Origin of the sequence: Arthrobacter sp. HMSC06H05 (genome assembly GCF_001807395.1) — a bacterium.
GTDB classification, from domain to species: domain Bacteria; phylum Actinomycetota; class Actinomycetes; order Actinomycetales; family Micrococcaceae; genus Pseudoglutamicibacter; species Pseudoglutamicibacter albus.
Window position 1 is genome coordinate 14,981 of the sequence record NZ_KV788998.1, and the last position, 17,642, is coordinate 32,622.

General features: G+C 59.1%; 15 protein-coding genes. 13 read left to right on the forward strand and 2 right to left on the reverse strand.

Features of this window, described 5'->3' with window-relative positions:
- Positions 1-154: 154 nt before the first annotated feature.
- The 4 genes from ileS to ndk all read left to right on the forward strand — a co-directional run bounded on the left by ileS (position 155) and on the right by ndk (position 5,841).
- The gene (gene ileS, locus HMPREF3160_RS08115; RefSeq protein WP_070507985.1) at positions 155-3,469 is read left to right on the forward strand and encodes an isoleucine--tRNA ligase; all 3,315 of its coding nucleotides are present in this window, start codon (positions 155-157) and stop codon (positions 3,467-3,469) included.
- Positions 3,470-3,500: 31 nt separating this feature from the next.
- Positions 3,501-4,865, forward strand: coding sequence for a bifunctional folylpolyglutamate synthase/dihydrofolate synthase (locus HMPREF3160_RS08120; RefSeq protein ID WP_070508030.1), 1,365 nt, complete (start codon positions 3,501-3,503; stop codon positions 4,863-4,865).
- A complete protein-coding gene (locus HMPREF3160_RS08125; RefSeq protein ID WP_070507987.1) occupies positions 4,866-5,309 on the forward strand; it encodes a DUF4233 domain-containing protein in 444 nt (147 codons plus the stop codon).
- 115 nt (positions 5,310-5,424) lie between these two features.
- Positions 5,425-5,841 (forward strand): nucleoside-diphosphate kinase, encoded by a 417-nt coding sequence (gene ndk, locus HMPREF3160_RS08130; protein ID WP_070492285.1) that lies wholly within the window; start codon positions 5,425-5,427, stop codon positions 5,839-5,841.
- 168 nt (positions 5,842-6,009) lie between these two features.
- Here the strand turns inward: ndk and HMPREF3160_RS08135 are convergent, their stop codons facing one another.
- A complete protein-coding gene (locus HMPREF3160_RS08135) occupies positions 6,010-6,669 on the reverse strand; it encodes a vitamin K epoxide reductase family protein (protein WP_052048301.1) in 660 nt (219 codons plus the stop codon).
- 560 nt (positions 6,670-7,229) lie between these two features.
- On the opposite strand from HMPREF3160_RS08135, the gene HMPREF3160_RS08140 reads away from it, so the two are divergent.
- From HMPREF3160_RS08140 to nadD, 8 genes are all read left to right on the forward strand, one after another.
- Positions 7,230-9,830: an Rne/Rng family ribonuclease gene (locus HMPREF3160_RS08140; protein WP_083285569.1), complete on the forward strand. Its 2,601-nt coding sequence runs from the start codon at positions 7,230-7,232 to the stop codon at positions 9,828-9,830.
- Positions 9,831-10,134: 304 nt separating this feature from the next.
- Positions 10,135-10,443 (forward strand): 50S ribosomal protein L21, encoded by a 309-nt coding sequence (gene rplU, locus HMPREF3160_RS08145; protein ID WP_035755090.1) that lies wholly within the window; start codon positions 10,135-10,137, stop codon positions 10,441-10,443.
- 42 nt (positions 10,444-10,485) lie between these two features.
- Positions 10,486-10,737, forward strand: coding sequence for a 50S ribosomal protein L27 (rpmA, locus tag HMPREF3160_RS08150; protein WP_035755092.1), 252 nt, complete (start codon positions 10,486-10,488; stop codon positions 10,735-10,737).
- Positions 10,738-10,921: 184 nt separating this feature from the next.
- A complete protein-coding gene (gene obgE / locus HMPREF3160_RS08155; protein ID WP_070507989.1) occupies positions 10,922-12,478 on the forward strand; it encodes a GTPase ObgE in 1,557 nt (518 codons plus the stop codon).
- Positions 12,479-13,657, forward strand: coding sequence for a glutamate 5-kinase (gene proB / locus HMPREF3160_RS08160; protein ID WP_070507991.1), 1,179 nt, complete (start codon positions 12,479-12,481; stop codon positions 13,655-13,657).
- Positions 13,658-13,684: 27 nt separating this feature from the next.
- Positions 13,685-14,956, forward strand: coding sequence for a glutamate-5-semialdehyde dehydrogenase (locus HMPREF3160_RS08165; protein WP_070507993.1), 1,272 nt, complete (start codon positions 13,685-13,687; stop codon positions 14,954-14,956).
- 176 nt (positions 14,957-15,132) lie between these two features.
- On the forward strand, positions 15,133-15,357 hold the full coding sequence (locus HMPREF3160_RS08170) for a hypothetical protein (protein WP_070492278.1): 225 nt from the start codon (positions 15,133-15,135) through the stop codon (positions 15,355-15,357).
- Positions 15,358-15,360: 3 nt separating this feature from the next.
- Positions 15,361-16,002: a nicotinate-nucleotide adenylyltransferase gene (gene nadD / locus HMPREF3160_RS08175; RefSeq protein ID WP_256174226.1), complete on the forward strand. Its 642-nt coding sequence runs from the start codon at positions 15,361-15,363 to the stop codon at positions 16,000-16,002.
- Positions 16,003-16,115: 113 nt separating this feature from the next.
- Here nadD and HMPREF3160_RS09905 read toward each other — a convergent pair whose 3' ends face one another.
- Positions 16,116-16,736 carry a hypothetical protein gene (locus HMPREF3160_RS09905; protein ID WP_141739886.1) on the reverse strand — a complete coding sequence of 207 codons (621 nt, stop codon included), beginning with the start codon at positions 16,734-16,736 and terminating at the stop codon, positions 16,116-16,118.
- On the opposite strand from HMPREF3160_RS09905, the gene HMPREF3160_RS08185 reads away from it, so the two are divergent.
- Positions 16,700-17,617: a hypothetical protein gene (locus HMPREF3160_RS08185; RefSeq protein ID WP_070492272.1), complete on the forward strand. Its 918-nt coding sequence runs from the start codon at positions 16,700-16,702 to the stop codon at positions 17,615-17,617. The genes HMPREF3160_RS09905 and HMPREF3160_RS08185 overlap by 37 nt on opposite strands.
- Positions 17,618-17,642: the final 25 nt, after the last annotated feature.

A 17,642-nucleotide genomic window follows, 5' to 3' on the forward strand; every position in this document is an offset into this window, starting at 1 on the left:
AGCCCGTTACAGCTGAGCACGAGTGGCTGGCGTTTTCTTGACTCCAGCAATCGGGGTGGTACCGCGGATCACCGATGCGTTGCATCGTGTGGCTCGTCCCCTTTCCCACGACGATGACCTGGCCGTACTAGGTCTAAGAGCTGGAAAGGCACCCATGCATAGTCCTCGTGAATCTCACTATCCTCGCGTCACAACCGACCCGTCGGGTGAGACCCCGTCGTCTCCGCATTTCCCGTCAATCGAAGAGCGGATCCTCGAGTTCTGGGACAAGGACGGAACGTTCCAGGCCTCGATCGATCAGCGTGAGGGCGGCGAGAACGAATTCGTCTTCTACGACGGCCCTCCCTTCGCAAACGGCCTGCCTCACTACGGCCACCTGTTGACCGGCTACGTCAAGGACCTCGTGGCCCGGTATCAGACGCAGCGTGGCCGCCGCGTGGAACGTCGCTTCGGTTGGGACACCCACGGTCTGCCGGCTGAGCTTGAGGCGATGAAGCAGCTCGGCATGACGGATAAGAACGAGATCCTCGAGATGGGGATCGACAAGTTCAACGCGGCCTGCCGTGAGTCGGTGCTCAAATACACCGAAGAGTGGCAGACGTATGTGACCCGCCAAGCGCGTTGGGTGGATTTCGAAAACGACTATAAGACGCTGAACCCGTCCTTCATGGAGTCGGTCTTGTGGGCGTTCAAGACGCTCCACGAGAAGGGCCTCACGTATGAGGGTTTCCGCGTCCTTCCGTACTGCTGGCGTGACGAGACCCCGCTGTCCAACCACGAGTTGCGCATGGATGAAGACGTGTACAAGGATCGACAGGATCCAACGGTCACGGTCACGTTCCCCATCACCGCTGAAGGCGATAACCCGCTGGCAGATGAGCTCACGGGCGTCGCCGTGCTCGCCTGGACCACGACCCCGTGGACTCTGCCGACCAACCTCTCGCTGGTAGTGGGCCCACAGATCGAGTACGCAGTGCTTCCCGCCGGGCCGGAGCAGCCTAAGACCAACACGGTCGCCGCGGGCGCTCGCTACCTGCTGGCGAAGGATCTGATCGCGGCTCACGCTAAAGACCTCGGCTACGCGGATGCTGATGCAGCGCACGATGCGGTGGTCGCCACATACTCCGGCGAGCAGCTGGCGGGATTGCATTATGAGCCGCTGTGGCAGGTTCTGGCTGATAACGAGAAGTTCGATACATCCAATGCCTACCGGATCCTGGTAGATGACTATGTCACGACTACGGACGGTACCGGCGTTGTTCACCAAGCCCCCGCATATGGTGAGGATGACCAGCGGGTGTGTGAAGCCAACGGGATTCCTGTGATCTTGTCGGTGGATGAGGGCGGCCGTTTCTTGCCGTTCTTCAAAGGCACCGAGCTCGAGGAGATCGCAGGCGTCCAGGTTTTCGATGCGAACCCGGCGATCATCGCGAGCCTCAAGGCCAACGCTCGCCTCATGCGGCAAGCGACCTACAACCACTCCTATCCACACTGCTGGCGTTGCCGCACACCGCTGATCTACCGCGCGATCACGTCGTGGTATGTCAAGGTCACCGAGTTCAAGCAGGACATGCTGGATCTGAACCAGCAGATCAACTGGATCCCTTCCAACGTAAAGGATGGCCAGTTCGGTAAGTGGCTTGAAAATGCGCGTGACTGGTCGATTTCCCGCAACCGTTTCTGGGGTTCTCCGATCCCGGTCTGGAAGTGTGACTGCGGCGAGTGCGAACACATCGAGGTTTTCGGTTCGCTTGCTGAACTTGAGGAACGCTTCGGTCGTCTGCCACGCAACCATGAGGGCGAAGTCGACCTGCACCGCCCATTCATTGACGAACTCACCGTCGAGTGTGGCGCTGAATGCTGTGGCGAGGGCTGCCAAGGCGTGATGCGTCGCGTCGAGGACGTTTTGGATGTGTGGTTCGATTCCGGCTCGATGCCCTACGCTCAGGTGCATTACCCGTTCAGCAACGAAGAGTGGTTCGATACCCACAACCCGGCGGACTTCATTGTTGAATACATCGGCCAGACCCGTGGCTGGTTCTACACGATGCATATCCTTGCGACCGCGCTGTTCGGCCGCCCGGCGTTCACGAACGTGATCTCTCACGGTATCGTGTTGGGCTCGGATGGTCAGAAGATGTCGAAGTCTTTGCAGAACTATCCGGACGTCAACGAGGTTCTGGACCGCGATGGTTCCGACGCGATGCGCTGGTTCTTGATGTCTTCGCCTATCTTGCGTGGCGGTAACTTGATCGTCACCGAGGAAGGCATCCGTGAGGGCGTCCGCCAGGTTCTTCTGCCGTTGTGGAGCACGTGGTATTTCTTCACCCTGTACGCAAACTCCTCGTTTGGTGGCAAGGGATATGAGGCTCAAGAGCGTTACGACGCGAAGGATCCGTTGGATCGTTTCTTGCTCGCTGCTACCGGCGAATTGGTTCGCGATGTTCGCGATTCGATGGATCGCTACGAGGTTGCAGGCGCTACCGAGGCTTTGCGTCGCTTCACTGATTTGCTGACCAACTGGTATGTGCGCCGCTCTCGTCACCGTTTCTTCGAGGAAGACACGGAGGCGATGGATGTTCTGTACACCGTTTTGGAGACGGTGTGCCGTGTTGCTGCTCCGCTGTTGCCGCTGGCTACTGAGGAGATGTGGCGTGGCCTGACGGGTGGCCGTTCGGTGCATTTGACGGACTACCCGGATGCGGATAAGTTCCCGCAGGATCCGCAGCTGGTTGAGCTCATGAACCTGACGCGTTCGATCACTTCTCAGGGTTCTAGCTTGCGTAAGGCTCACCAGTTGCGTGTTCGTTTGCCGCTAGCCGCGATGGATGTTGTGGTCGATGGCGCGGCACAGTTGCAGGGTACGTTCGCTGACATCATCGCTGATGAGCTGAACCTCAAGGAGGTTCGCCTAGCTGATGCCGCTGAGGTCGACGAGGCCGCCTACGGCATCACCCGCACGCTGGTGGTGAACGCTCGCGCCGCCGGCCCGCGTTTGGGTAAGCAGGTTCAGCAAGCGATCAAAGCGTCGAAGACAGGTGACTGGTCTGTTGCCGAGGACGGCACGGTGACCGCTGGCGGGCTTGAACTGCATGAGGGTGAGTACACACTCACCACGGTTGTCGATGAGGCCTCGGCTGGCGCTCGTGCGGCAGCGGTTCTGCCTTCGGGTGGCTTTGTGGTTCTGGACACTCACGTGACCCCGGAGCTGGAAGCCGAAGGTGTTGCCCGCGACGTGATCCGTGTGATCCAGGCCGCGCGCCGCGATTCCGGTTTGAGCGTGGGCCAACGCGCCAAGGTCGTTGTCCGTGCTGAGCAGGCGGTAGTCGATGCGGTTGAAGCGCATCGTGAACTGGTTGCGGGGGAGACCCTTGCTGTCGAGCTCGCAACTGAAGCCGCGGATGTTGAATCGCCGAGCGCTACGGTCGAGGCAGCAGATGCCGCTGATGGTGCCGGGCAGGAAGGCTGAACGTTTCGTGTCTGAACACAACGCACCGGATCTGAAAGACCCGGAAGGTGTGGCACGGGTGTACGCGCAGTTGCTTGCGCGTGCCCCGGAGAACAAGATAGAACCCCGCATGAACGCGATGCGGCGGGCCATGGATGTTCTGGGGGATCCGCAGAAGGCGGCCCCGGTCATCCACATCACCGGAACGAACGGGAAGACCTCGACCGCCCGCATGATTGAGTCGCTCCTGCTTGCTCATGACATACGCACGGGCCGTTTCACAAGCCCGCACTTGGTGAGCGTCACCGAGCGGATCGTGATAGACGGGCATCCGGTCGCTGACACCACACTGGTTCGGATATGGGATGAGATCCAGCCCTACCTTGAGATAGTGGACGCCGAACTGCGTGAGCAAGGGGAGAACCCGATCACGTTCTTCGAGGCGGTCACGATCCTCGCCTTCGCTGTCTTCGCTGATGAACCAGTTGAAGTTGTTGTGCTTGAAGTCGGTTTGGGCGGGGCCTGGGACGCCACCAACATCGCCGATGGTCAGGTTGCCGTGGTCACGCCGATCGACCTTGACCATACGGACCTTCTTGGCGATACCCTCCACGACATCGCTTCTGAGAAGGCAGGCATCATCAAGCAGGACGCGATCCTGGTTTCGTCCGTTCAGGATCCGGAGGCCGCGCAAGTTCTGCTCGATGCCGCCAAAGAGAAGGGCGCACAGTGGCGTTTCGAAGGTGTTGAGTTCGGTACTACCGAACGTCAGCTGGCTGTAGGTGGCCAACTGCTGACCATCCAGGGGCTCGCCGAGCGTTATACCGATATCGCGTTGGCTTTGCACGGTGAGCATCAAGCGCAGAACGCCGCGGTCGCTTTAGCTGCTGTGGAGGCGTTCCTCGGCGGGGGAGATAAACCACTCAATATCGAGGTTGTGCGTGCAGGTTTCGGTGCTGCCGAGAGCCCCGGACGGCTCGAAACAGTGCGCACGTCCCCGACGTTCATTTTGGATGCTGCGCACAATCCCGCCGGTGTCACTGTGACAGCGAAAGCGCTCAAGGAAGCCTTCGGTTTCTCTCGTCTCGTATTGGTTTTGGGCATTCTGCAAGAGAAGGATGCCTTAGGGATGCTGATTCGTTGGCGTCAAGAGCTCGGTGAGCTGGTGCGTGACGTCGCTATCACGCAGTCGGATTCACCGCGCTCGATCCCGGCTGGGGATCTTGCCGCGCTGGCTGTGGACGCCGGCTTCGATGAAGAGGATATTTTCATCACGGAGTCGGTCCCGGACGCGCTGGATTGGGCTGCCGCGAAGGCAGATGAGGCCGAGGACATGGGCGGCGGAGTTCTAGTGACCGGCTCGATCACACTGATTGGTCAGGCGCGTGCCTTACTGAACCCGACGAAGGAGGTATAGGTGGCCCAGAAACGCTATACGAAGAAGCAGCTTGCTTGGCGGCCGGGTCAGCGCAAGCAGCAGCGGTCGATCGCTGTCATGTTTGGTTCCTCAACCTTGACGCTTGAAGCCCTCGTAGTGGTTTTTGCAGGCCTCGCACTTTTCGGTAAGCACGGCCTGATGGAAGGCGGCGGACTGCCGTATCTGCTCACGTGTGTAGTGATCGGTGTGGTGATGATCCTCACATGCGCTTTCTTGCGTTACCCGTGGGGCATCGCACTGGGGTGGAGCTTGCAAGTCGTGATGATCGCGCTCGGGATCTTGGAGCCGATGATGTACTTTGTTGGAGCGCTTTTCGGATGCATCTGGGCCTACGGGATTATCAAAGGCAAACAGATGGACCGGGAGAACGTCCAGCGGGCCCGGGCGCAAGCCGAATGGGAAGCTCAGCACGGAGAGGCCTAGCTACCAAGAGGGCGCTCGGTCTCGAAGGTGACGCTTAGGTCTGCCAGGTAGCCTCATATACGCTGAAGAGCAGAAGTTCCTCAAACATCTCCGAAAGTTCTAAGGACTCATTTTCATGGAATCCACTCTTGTATTGGTTAAGCCAGACGGCGTTGAACGTGGCTTGACGGGCCAGATTATGGCTCGCATCGAAGCTAAGGGCTACGTCATCACTAAGGCCAAGCTCGAGACCCCGTCCCGTGAGTTGCTCACAAAGCACTACGAAGAGCACGAGGGTAAGCCGTTTTATGAGCCGCTGCTCGAGTTCATGTCTTCGGGCCCGGTTTTCGCGATGCAGGTTGAAGGCAACCGTGTCATCGAAGGCTTCCGTTCGCTTGCTGGCGCGACCGACCCTACCGAGGCAGCTCCAGGCACGATCCGCGGCGACCTCGGCCGCGACTGGGGCGAACGAGTCCAGAAGAACCTCGTACACGGTTCCGATTCGACCGCCTCTGCAGAACGCGAGCTGGGTCTGTGGTTCGCTGACGCCTAAGCCGCCACCGGTTTCCAGGAACGCCTTGACATAGCGATGGCGTGGTCACCTACTAAAGGTGACCACGCCATCGTCATGTATGGAGGCCTACACGGTTATGTATTCAGGTCTGTGCGGTTATGCACTGAGGTGACTGTGCGGTTAGGCACTGAGGTGTCTGTGCGCGGGCTAGCCGAAGAGCTGCTTCGAGAAGACCACCATGATGGACCCAGCACAGGCAACCAGGACAATGAACGAGGTCAGCCAGGCGCCGTGTTGGGCCCACCCGCGCAACACCTTCGGTGCAGGAAGATCATTGGTGAGGATATTCCTCGCCACATGGACCGGCAACAGAAGACCCATGAAGAACCAGCACACCATGCAGTAGAGGCACAGCGAACCGATCTCGTAGACCGCCTGGGTGTAGAGCCACACCAAAAAACCGGTAGCGGCGGCAGTCCCCAGCAAGTGGGCGTTCATGAACCAGCGCGGCAAACGCGTACCTGTGGCCAGCACAACCCCGACCACGATCAAGACAGTGAAGCCGACCAGGCCAATAAAAGGATTCGGCGGCCCGAAAACGGATGCCTGCGCGGACTTCATGACCGTGCTACACGAGAACGCGCCACCCACATCGCAGGCAGCAATGTGATTCGGGTTGATGTAGAGCTGGATCCGCTCAAGCGTGAGCTCCACAGCACCATAAAGCGAACCAACACCGCACACGAGCACAACCCACCCGAACCCGCGGGTGCTTGCCCACCACGGAAGCTCGTGGACACGCCCGGAACGATCAGCCGCCAGATTCTCACCGGAACCCTGATGATTTGTTGAAGCTAACGAGTTCATTGAAGCGAATTCCTTATCAGCATCTAGTGGTAGCGAGAACAATCTATGGTGATGTGAGACAATCAGTGTCAGAGCCTTCCGGATCCACAGGCCGGGGCGCTCTACTCACCGATTGTGTGTTTCCTTTTCGATAATACGTGTTTTGGTGGGTTTCCCTGGGCGGAGGGACACCGCACTCAGATCCTTCGATCTTAAGCGGGCGTTCTGAACGCGGCTATGTGCTTGCTGCTGCACGCGCGCCGTAGCCTCGCTGCCAGGAAACCCGCATGAATATCGCATGAGCATCTCATGAGTTACCGGGGCGCGAGATCGCCCTCACCGCCGCATAATGACGCGGCTGGAATCATCCTCAAGGATGATCGAAGCGGATGAGACCGTGCGCTATTGAAGCCCGAATGGGCGCGAGGGAACACCGAAACGGTGGGTGCTTCGGTGTGAGAGGCCGAGCCGGACAATGACTTCCGGATCAAGCCGTTGCGTACACGCACTCTACGGCTTAGATCTGATGACGAGTACGAGGCCCCTGGCTGTGGCAGGAGGCCCGCTGGGAGTAGCCACCTATGGCGAAGAATAAAGAAGCAGAGACACAAGAATCTGCTGAACATACAGCCTCTGCTGAGAACGCGACATCGGCAGAAAACACCGCGACGGCTGAACAGGCAGCTAACGTCACGTACGATCCGTTCGCTATTCCAGACGTGCCGCTCGGTGACCTGCTGAGCACAGATGACCTTGTGAACGCAGAGAACGAATCCGCGCCCAAAGGTTCCCGTAACCATGACAATCATGAGCCGGAGCAGACAACGACCTCGCGTCGTCGCCGTCGCCGCCGCAGGGGAACTGAGGACATGGAGATCGAAGGCGGAAGCCACGACGACCCGCCAGGCACAGTCACGCGCGTGAGGGCTCCGCGTTCCTCCGTGGATAAAGCACCCGACAAGGTCACGGCCGTGCGCGGCTCAACCCGGCTGGAAGCTAAGCGTCAACGCCGCCGAGAATCACGCGATATGGGCCGCCGCCGTCACGGCATCTCAGAAGCCGAGTTCCTCGCACGCCGTGAATCTATGGACCGCAAGATGGTCGTGCGTGAAGACGAGGACCGGATCCAGATCGGTGTGCTCGAAGACGACATCCTGGTTGAGCACTTCGTCTCCCACACAACCCAAGACTCTCTGATTGGCAACGTCTACCTTGGACGTGTGCAAAACGTGTTGCCTTCCATGGAAGCGGCCTTCGTCGATATTGGTCGCGGACGCAACGCTGTGCTTTATGCAGGCGAAGTCAATTGGGATGCTGCCCAGCTGGATGGCCAGGCAAAGCGAATCGAGAACGCACTCAAATCCGGCGACTCCGTCCTGGTTCAGGTCACTAAGGATCCGGTAGGGCACAAGGGTGCACGCCTGACGAGCCAGATTTCCCTGCCTGGCCGCTACCTGGTTTATGTTCCGGGCGGATCGATGACCGGGATTTCCCGCAAACTCCCTGAAGTCGAGCGCACGCGTCTGAAGAAAATCCTGCGTGAGCACACCCCGGACGAGGCCGGCGTCATCGTTCGCACGGCTGCCGAAGGCGCCTCCGAGCAGGAACTCATGAACGACATCAACCGGCTGCGCGTTCAATGGGAAGCGATCGAAAAGGCTGCCAACTCGACGAAGACCCGCGCACCAGAACTGCTGTATGCAGAACCTGATCTGACCATCAAGACCGTTCGCGACGTGTTCAACGAGGACTTCTCTGAGCTCGTGGTTCAAGGCGAACACGTGTGGGACACGATCGAGGCATACGTTACCTACGTTGCACCTGACCTGCTGGATCGTCTTTCCAAGTGGGAAGGCGAAGAAGACGTCTTCGACGCTAAACGCATCAACGAGACCCTAGCTAAAGCACTGGACCGGAAGGTCAACTTGCCATCGGGTGGCTCCTTGGTGATCGACCGCACCGAAGCCATGACGGTCATCGACGTCAACACCGGCAAGTTCACAGGAACCGGCGGAAACCTTGAAGAGACCGTCACCAAGAACAACCTTGAAGCCGCCGAAGAGGTAGTCCGCCAGCTTCGCTTGCGCGACATCGGCGGCATCATCGTGATCGACTTCATCGACATGGTCCTAGAAGCTAACCGCGACCTCGTGTTGCGTCGCCTTGTCGAATGCCTCGCCCGGGACCGCACCAAACACCAAGTCTCCGAGGTTACGAGCCTCGGCTTGGTTCAGATGACGCGCAAGCGCGTCGGAACCGGCCTGGTTGAAGTGTTCTCGACCTCGTGTGAGGCCTGCTCGGGCCGCGGCATCCTGATTCACGACGAGCCACTCATCGGTGGCGGACGCCAACAGCACGTGCACCGCCCGAATGACCGCCCAACACGTTCGGAACGCCGTAAGGCCCGCCAAGCAGAGCGTGAAGCCCAGCGTCAACAGCACGAAGATAAAAGGCACGAAAATTCGGGCAACAGCGAAGAGTCTGCTGAGCAGGAGCGTGAACGCGAGAAACGTGCTGCCGCCACGCGCGAAGCTTTGACCAAAATTGCGGCGGCTTCCCAACACGGTGACGACGCTGGAGGCGAGGCGGCGCTCAAGGAATCCGACGGTGCTGAAGCAACCCAGTCGGTGACTGAAACAGACCACGCGGAGCAGAAACACAATCCCGATGCGAACGATCGAGACGGGAAACGTGCTTCAGAGGCCTCGAGCGAGGGGCGCAGCCGCCGTCGCCGCCGCGGACGCCGTGGCCGTGGAGGACGCGGACGCCAGCGTAGCGAGCAACACGAGCGCACCGAAAATAGCGAGCACGCCGAGCACAACGGGCGCAGCGAAAACAACGGGTGCAGCAACGAGAAATCGGAAGCTGAAGCTAAGCCGGCGTCGAAATCGGCGCAACGCTCTGAAGCTGCCGAGCAGAAAGCGGCAGCGACTACTCAGCTTGCCCAGAAGGCTTCGGGTAGCGATACAGACTCGACGCAAGCGCGCGCTGGCGGCCGGCGTCGTCGACGTGCTGCCGGTTCGGCTCAAGGCTCTAGCACTACCTCGGCTGTCGAAGCGCGTGTGAACTCCGGCGCCCGTGTGAGCTCGAGTGATACCGCGAACAACACGCCAGAGCAAAAGGAGACAGAAGTCACGATGCTGGGTGTCGGTGTTTCCGCGGATCAGATTAAGCGCGGCTAGTACACGGGACACATCCGTCTTGCTAAGAGCGGCTAGCAAACAAACAAGAGCAATTGCGCCACGCACGCAAGCGCCTATTTGCTTGTAACACCGTCTAAACGTAAGATGGACTGTCGGTGCGTGTGCCCGGGTCAGGTCTTTATAGTGACCTCGAGTCGAGATCCGTTTGTGATTCAAGGATCGTGTTAGAGGCTCAAGGGTTGTTCTGGTCGGGTAGTGCACGTTTCGAACGTTCATGTGGATGAGCTGTATTGCAGCAGGGATCCACTTTGCATTGTCCAAAGTCGAGAGAAGTGAGTACCAAGTGGTCTACGCGATTGTTCGCGCTGGTGGGCGCCAGGAGAAGGTCGCTGTTGGCGACATCGTGACCCTCGACCGCGTCCGCGATGAGATCGGTGACACGATCGAGCTCCCCGCGGTGCTGCTGGTCGACGGCGACAACGTGACGTCGGATGCCGACAAGCTTGCCAAGGTCAAGGTTCAGGCTAAAGTCCTGGAGAACCTCCGTGGCAAGAAGATTGTCATCCAGAAGTACAAGAACAAGACCGGCTACAAGAAGCGTCAGGGTTTCCGCGCTGCATTGTCGCGCGTCGAGATCACCTCGATCGCCTGATACCCGGAAAACCATAACCCTCAAGCTCTAAGGTAGGCAGAAATGGCATCAAAGAAGGGCGTTGGCTCGACTCGTAACGGTCGCGACTCCAACCCGCAGTACCTGGGCATCAAGCGTTTTGGCGGCCAGACCGTCAAGGCAGGCGAGATCCTGGTTCGCCAGCGTGGCACCCGTTACCACGCAGGCGCCAACGTTGGCCGCGGCAAGGACGACACGCTGTTCGCACTTGCTGCAGGCTCGGTTGAGTTCGGTACGCGTCGCGGTCGTAAGACCGTCAGCATTGTCGGCGAGTAATCCTCGTCGCATCAATATCTTTCACCGGAAGCGGGGGAGACCTACGGGTCTTCCCCGCTTTCTTTTCCAAGCGGCAATAGCATTGGTATATCCGGCAACCGCATTGCCGTTATAGCCGTAAAGCTTCCGGCGTGAACCGGTCAGTGCAGACAGCTGCCCACGCGGTGGGCAAAGGGAGGTCATCATGGCTACGTTCGTTGATCGCGTGACTGTCTTTGCGCGCGGTGGAAACGGAGGCCACGGCTGTGTTTCCGTGCATCGTGAAAAGTTCAAGCCTCTTGGCGGCCCGGATGGAGGCAACGGCGGTCACGGAGGCGACGTGATCGTGCGCGTGGATCCGCAAGTGAGCACACTGCTGTCTTTCCACCATGCTCCACACCAATCGGCTGAGAACGGTGAACCCGGGAAAGGGAGCCTGCGCCACGGCAAGCATGGCGAGCACCTGGTTCTTCCGGTGCCAGAGGGCACCGTGATCAAGAACGAATCAGGCGAGATCAAGGCTGACTTGATGCGGCCGGGGCAAGAGTACATCTTGTCTAAAGGCGGTCAGGGCGGCCTCGGCAACGCGGCTTTAGCCTCAACTAAGCGTAAAGCCCCAGGTTTCGCTCTTTTGGGGACGAAAGCCGAAGAAACCCGGCATGTTCTGGAGCTGAAGACCGTAGCAGATATTGCGTTGGTGGGCTACCCATCGGCTGGTAAGTCCTCGCTTATCGGTGCGCTTTCAGCTGCGAAACCGAAGATCGCTGACTATCCGTTCACAACCCTGGTGCCTAACCTCGGTGTGGTTCAAGCAGGGGATGTGCGGTACACGATTGCCGATGTCCCGGGCCTGATCGAAGGGGCAGCTGATGGCCGCGGGCTAGGGCTTGAGTTTTTGCGGCACGTTGAACGGTGTGCCGCGCTGGTCCATGTGCTTGATTGCGCGTCCCTGGAAACGGACCGTGACCCTGTTTCTGATCTTGACATCATCTTGGCTGAGCTTGAACGGTATAAAGCTGATGCGGACTTCGAAGGAACCGAGTCCGGTGCGGTTCCATTGATTGACCGTCCCGCGATCATCACTTTGAACAAGGTCGATGTCCCAGACGGTAAAGACATGGCTGAGATGATGCGGCCAGAGCTGGAAGCGCGCGGGTATAAGGTCTATGAAGTTTCGGCCGTGAGCCGTGAAGGACTCAAGGAACTGTCCTTTGCGATGGCCGAGTTGGTTGAGCAGGCTCGCGCTCAGGTAGTTCATGACGCCGATGTTGTTGACGTTCCACAGGTCGTGCGGCCTCGGGCGGTCAACGTTGAAGAGTTCACCATCAAGCGTGAAGAACGCTCAGGGGAGCCGTTGTATCGCATCCGTGGTGAGAAGCCTGAGCGTTGGGTAGAGCAGACGGACTTCCGTAACGATGAAGCGATCGGTTACCTCGCTGACCGTCTAGAGAAGCTAGGCATTGAGAAAGCCTTGTTCGAAGAAGGCGCTGAACCAGGGGACGCGGTCGTCATCGGTGGTGATGGAGGCGTGATCTTCGATTGGGAGCCAACCATGACGACCGGCGCCGAGCTACTTGGTAACCGCGGTGAGGATCCACGCCTGGATACCAACGAGCGGCGCACCACAGCTGAGCGCCGAGCCCAGTATCAGGCGCGCAAGGACCGCCGTGCCGCTACCCGTGAAGCCATGGATGCTGAACGAAAATCTGGTCTCTGGACCGATCATGAAGATTTTTCCGCGACTGTAGAAAGGGATCACTGAGTGTCTTCAGACAACATTGAACACGCCAAGGTTCAACAGCGCGCCGATATTCCACACGCTCATCGGATCGTTGTGAAGATTGGTTCATCTTCGTTGTCCGATATCCAAGGCGGGCTCAATACCCAGGCTGTTATCGACTTGGTGGATGCGCTGGGTGAGGTTATTCAACGCGGGAACCAGGTGGTTTTAGTTTCTTCAGGGGCTATCGCTGCTGGGCTGGCACCTATGGGACTGAGCTCGCGTCCTAAGGACCTTGCAACTCAGCAGGCCGCCGCTGCGGTGGGCCAGGTGGTTTTGGCTGCACAGTATTCGAAAGAGTTCGGCCGTTATGGTGAGACCGCGGCCCAGGTTCTCTTGACCGCTGATGACCTGATCCGCAGGGGACACTACGCGAACGCTTTTCGCTCCCTCTCCAGGCTACTTTCCTTAGGAATTGTGCCGATTGTGAATGAGAACGACGCTGTGGCGACCCGTGAGATCCGCTTTGGCGATAACGACCGGCTGGCCGCTTTGGTTGCCAACCTGGTTAAAGCTGACGCGTTGGTGTTGCTCTCTGACGTGGATGCGGTCTATACCGCTCACCCTGAGCGCGGCGGCAAAGCCATCGATTCGGTAAGGCACCCCAGCGATCTGGCCGGAGTTGAGCTAGGGTCTGCAGGTAGCGCGGGTGTGGGTACCGGTGGCATGCAGACCAAGGTAGCGGCAGCGACGATCGCCGCACAGTCCGGTATCCCAACGCTCGTGACATCGGCCGCCAACGCCTCGCGTGCACTCAGCGGCGAGGACGTCGGAACGTTCTTCGCGGCCCAACGCCGGCGCCGCTCACTCAAACGGTTGTGGCTCGAACACCTCGCTGAAGGTCGGGGTCGGCTTGTGCTCGACGATGGCGCCGTCACCGCGATCGCGAGCGGAACCAATTCACTCCTGGCGGCAGGCATCATCGACGTTCGCGGTGAGTTCATCGAAGGCGACCCCGTGGACATCACCAACAGCAACGATGTGGTGATTGCCCGCGGCTTCTCATCGTTCGCTTCCGATGAAATTCCGGACATGTTGGGGCTGACAAGCGAACAGTTACGCGAGAATCTAGGGGAACGCTTCGAACGCCCCGTAGTTCACGCCGATGAACTCGCAGTGTTCGGCTCAGTTTTCGCTAGAGCTAAACCCGAGACTGACTGAACCGCTGGAACGGACGGAGGAGAACATATGGCAACAGATGTTGATGCAACCGCCCTCGTGACCGAACGTGCTGATCAAGCGCGTAAGGCCTCACACGTCATGGCGAGCCTGCCGCGAGTGGCTAAAGATGAAGCACTACGAGCGATCGCTACAGCTATCGACGCGGCCCGCGCTGAGATCCTGGACGCCAACGCCGCCGACATGAAGGCCGGACAAGACAACGGCACCTCGAAAGCGCTACTGGACCGCACCAAGCTGGATGACTCCCGCATCGACGGGCTCATGAAAGCCTTGGAAGAGCTAGCGAACCAATCAGACCCCGTGGGCGAGGTCATCGGTGGCCGCTTGCTACCTAACGGAATGCGGCTTCGTCAGGTGCGCGTCCCGTTGGGCGTGGTCGGCGTGATCTATGAAGCTCGCCCGAACGTGACAGTGGACATCGCCGGCATCGCGATCCGTTCCGGTAACGCTGTTCTTCTGCGCGGGGGAAGTGCAGCGGCACACACGAACAAGGTGCTCGTACGCCTCATCCAGGAGGTCCTTGAGAAGCAAGGTCTTCCTGTTGCCGCAGTTCAGTCAGTAGATGACGGCGGACGGCCAGCGGCGACCGCGATGATGGAAGCAGTCGGCAAGATCGACATCCTGATTCCCCGGGGCGGTCGAAACCTGATCCAGTCTGTGGTCAACAATGCCAAAGTCCCGGTCATTCAAACCGGCGAAGGCAACGTGCACATCTTCCTTGACGCGAGCGCGCCAGCCGAGCAAGCAACAGAGATTGTGCTCAATGCCAAGACGCAACGCCCATCGGTATGTAACGCAGTTGAGACCCTGCTGATTCACACGGATACTCTCGATACGACCGGCAAGACAGTCCTTTCTGCCCTCTCAGCGGCTGGGGTGACGTTGCATGGTGATGAGCAGGTAGCGCGAGCTGTCGCCGAAGAGGTCATACCGGTGACTGAGGAAGACTTCACCGACGAATACCTTGACCTTGATATCGCGGTGAAAATCGTGGACTCGCTTGATGAAGCCCTCGAGCACATCGAACGCTACAGCACCGGACACACCGACGCGATCATCACTGAATCCGTTTCAAGCCAACAGGCATTCCTGGAGAAGGTGAATTCGGCAGTCGTGGTCGTGAACGCGTCCACACGCTTCACCGATGGCGGAGAGTTCGGGCTGGGCGCGGAAGTGGGCATCTCCACACAGAAGATGCACGCCCGCGGCCCGATGGGAGCCGCCGCTTTGACCTCGTGGAAATGGATCATCGAAGGCGACTACAACATACGTAACTAGAAGGCTAGCGACTCAGGATAGGGTTGCTCGATAACAATAATTTAGGAAGCAATGCCTGAACTCTGCGCGCTACCGGATAGACTGGCTGTGAACACTTCCGTGTTAACAAATTCATCACGCGAGCGGAACCGGCGAGGAACCGCTAAACACCCTTTACGAGCCCAAGGAGCGTCTACGTGCTGACCCTGGCGAATAACCTCATGTTGCTAGCTGAGAACGCTGCAGAAACTTCAGAGCACAGCTTGGTCATGCCGCTGATCATCGGCGGCAGCATCATGCTGACCTTCCTGATCCTCCTGCTGATCACCGCATCGTTCTCCAACAACCACACCATGGGTAAAGAGGACATCGAGCTGATCGATCCGAACCGTCAGGTTGGTTCCCTCGGAGCGGGCCGCTAAGCCGTGCCACAGCCGCAAACACAACGTCAACGAATCGGCGTGATGGGTGGGACATTCGATCCGATCCATCACGGCCACCTCGTTGCCGCGAGTGAAGTTGCGGCGAAATTTGAGCTCGACGAGGTAGTTTTCGTTCCTACGGGAAGACCATGGCAGAAGCTTCAGGACCCGAAGGATCACGTTACCGATTCCGAGCATCGGTACTTGATGACCGTTGTTGCAACCGCTTCGAACCCGCGGTTCACCGTATCCCGAGTGGACATCGACCGCCCCGGGTACACATACACGATTGACACGTTGCGTGATCTGCATGCACAACGCCCAGACGCCGAACTGTTCTTCATCACTGGGGCGGACGCACTCGCGAGAATCATGACGTGGAAAGATATCGACGAGTTGCAATCCCTCGCCTCATTTATTGGTGTGACACGCCCTGGGCACATACTTCAGGACAACGGGCTTGAAAGACTTGAACTCCTCGAAGTTCCTGCGATGGCCATTTCATCGACTGACTGTCGAGAACGCGTAGCTCGCGGCGAACCGGTCTGGTATTTAGTTCCAGACGGAGTCGTACAGTACATCAATAAATATGAACTTTACGTCGATCGATCGATATCACTAAGGGAGGCGAAAGACCATGGCTGAAGACCAGAATCCGACATCGCGTCCCTTGACGCGCCGTGAACTCCGCGAAAGAGAGCGCGCAGCTTCGCAGCGTCGAGCAGAAGCCCAGAGGGATTCGTCCACTGAGACTCTGTTCATGCGCCTATCTGACGTAGAGGAGGCTGAAGCCGGCTCGGCTGGTGCGCAACAGGCACCAACAGCGCGACCGCAGACCCCGCGTCAACAGCCGGCGCCGCGCCAAACACAGACGCCACGCCAGTCACAGACGCCGCGGCAGCAGCAGAACCCACGGCAATCGCAGGGGCAGCGCCAACAGCAAGGGCGCACGCAGGCTTCGCATCAGCCGCAGACCTCGCGCCAGCCACAGGTTCGGCCGCAGTCGCAGCAATATTCACAGTCGCAGCCGTATTCGCGGCCGCAGTCACAAACGCGGAGCTCGGAATCCAGCTGGCAAACGACATCCGCGCAGCCGTATTCGCAGCACCGGCCTCAGCCACAGCAACGTAGCTGGCAGGAACGCAATAACGATCAACCCGGGTCGCGGCACCACGATCTACCCGCGTCGCGGGACAATGATCAACTTGAGTCGAGGCAGGAGAATTCAACGCCGCCGTGGCGGCAGTCCGAGCCGCAATCCCAAGGGCGCTCGCAACAGTATTCGCGGCGTCAGTCGCAGCCGCAGTCCCGTCAGTCTGCAGGGGATTCCGCCCGCGAACCGTTGCGTGATCGCTACGAATCTCGTACGGGCTCGACACCAGCTCAAAGCTACCGCGCAGAGCCGTACCCTGCAGATTCGTACCGTGCTGAACCGCGCCGCACCAAGCAGCGCCTCACTGAACAGCACCGAACTGAACAGCGTCGAACTGAGCCGCGCCGAAGTGAACCGCGCAGGGCCGAGCCGTACAGGGCTGATGCGTATCGCGCGGAACCTTACCGGGGCGAGGCGGCCTACAAGGTTGAGCCGGAAGCCTCGACAGGGGAGCAGCCCAGGTATCCAAGCCGCCGTGATGCACGCCGTCCACAACGCGACGAGAACAACCAGGGGATTGGTGGCGAGGCACAAGCGCCTGGCGGCCAACCGCAGGATTCGCGGGGGCAACGCACACGCCGTGCACTTTCGACGCCTGTCTCTTCCGGTTTGCGTGGGCAATTCGATGACGAAGTGGCCCTCGAAGAGTATGAGTCCGAGCGTGTTGAGAAGCTACGCGCGGCGTTGGAGGACGCACGCATTGAGGCTTCACCTAGTTTCAACGATGTCCTCGGCATTGCCCCTGAAGAACAGTGGGATGCCCAACGCAAGCTTGAGACTACGGGCGTGATCAGCCCAGTGACGCGCAACGTGCGTTTCGTTGTGCCTCAGCCGTCCCTGGCGGATGAAGAAGAAGAATTCTACGGCGCCGGTAGCGACGCCTTCAGGCAACAACCAGAGCCGATATCTGCTCCCGGGATGGGGCGTGTGGAGGATAACCAACACCACGTGGATGGTGAGCCGGTCTCCGCTATTGCCGCACACGGTCTAGATCCTTTGACCTATCAGGAAGGCGGAGGTCGTCCACGCATCCTCGCTATGGGCGTGGTGGGTGGCTCTGCAGTCATCGCAGTCTCCGCTGCCCTCTTTACATTGTTGTCCAAGTAGTCGGCAGATCGTATAACCCATCGTT

Coding starts and splice junctions, on each gene's coding strand:
- ileS (WP_070507985.1), top strand. CDS start 155: ATGCATAGTCCTCGTGAATCTCACTATCCTCGCGTCACAACCGACCCG.
- ndk (WP_070492285.1), top strand. CDS start 5,425: ATGGAATCCACTCTTGTATTGGTTAAGCCAGACGGCGTTGAACGTGGC.
- HMPREF3160_RS08135 (WP_052048301.1), bottom strand. CDS start 6,669: ATGAACTCGTTAGCTTCAACAAATCATCAGGGTTCCGGTGAGAATCTG.
- HMPREF3160_RS08140 (WP_083285569.1), top strand. CDS start 7,230: ATGGCGAAGAATAAAGAAGCAGAGACACAAGAATCTGCTGAACATACA.
- rpmA (WP_035755092.1), top strand. CDS start 10,486: ATGGCATCAAAGAAGGGCGTTGGCTCGACTCGTAACGGTCGCGACTCC.
- obgE (WP_070507989.1), top strand. CDS start 10,922: ATGGCTACGTTCGTTGATCGCGTGACTGTCTTTGCGCGCGGTGGAAAC.
- HMPREF3160_RS08165 (WP_070507993.1), top strand. CDS start 13,685: ATGGCAACAGATGTTGATGCAACCGCCCTCGTGACCGAACGTGCTGAT.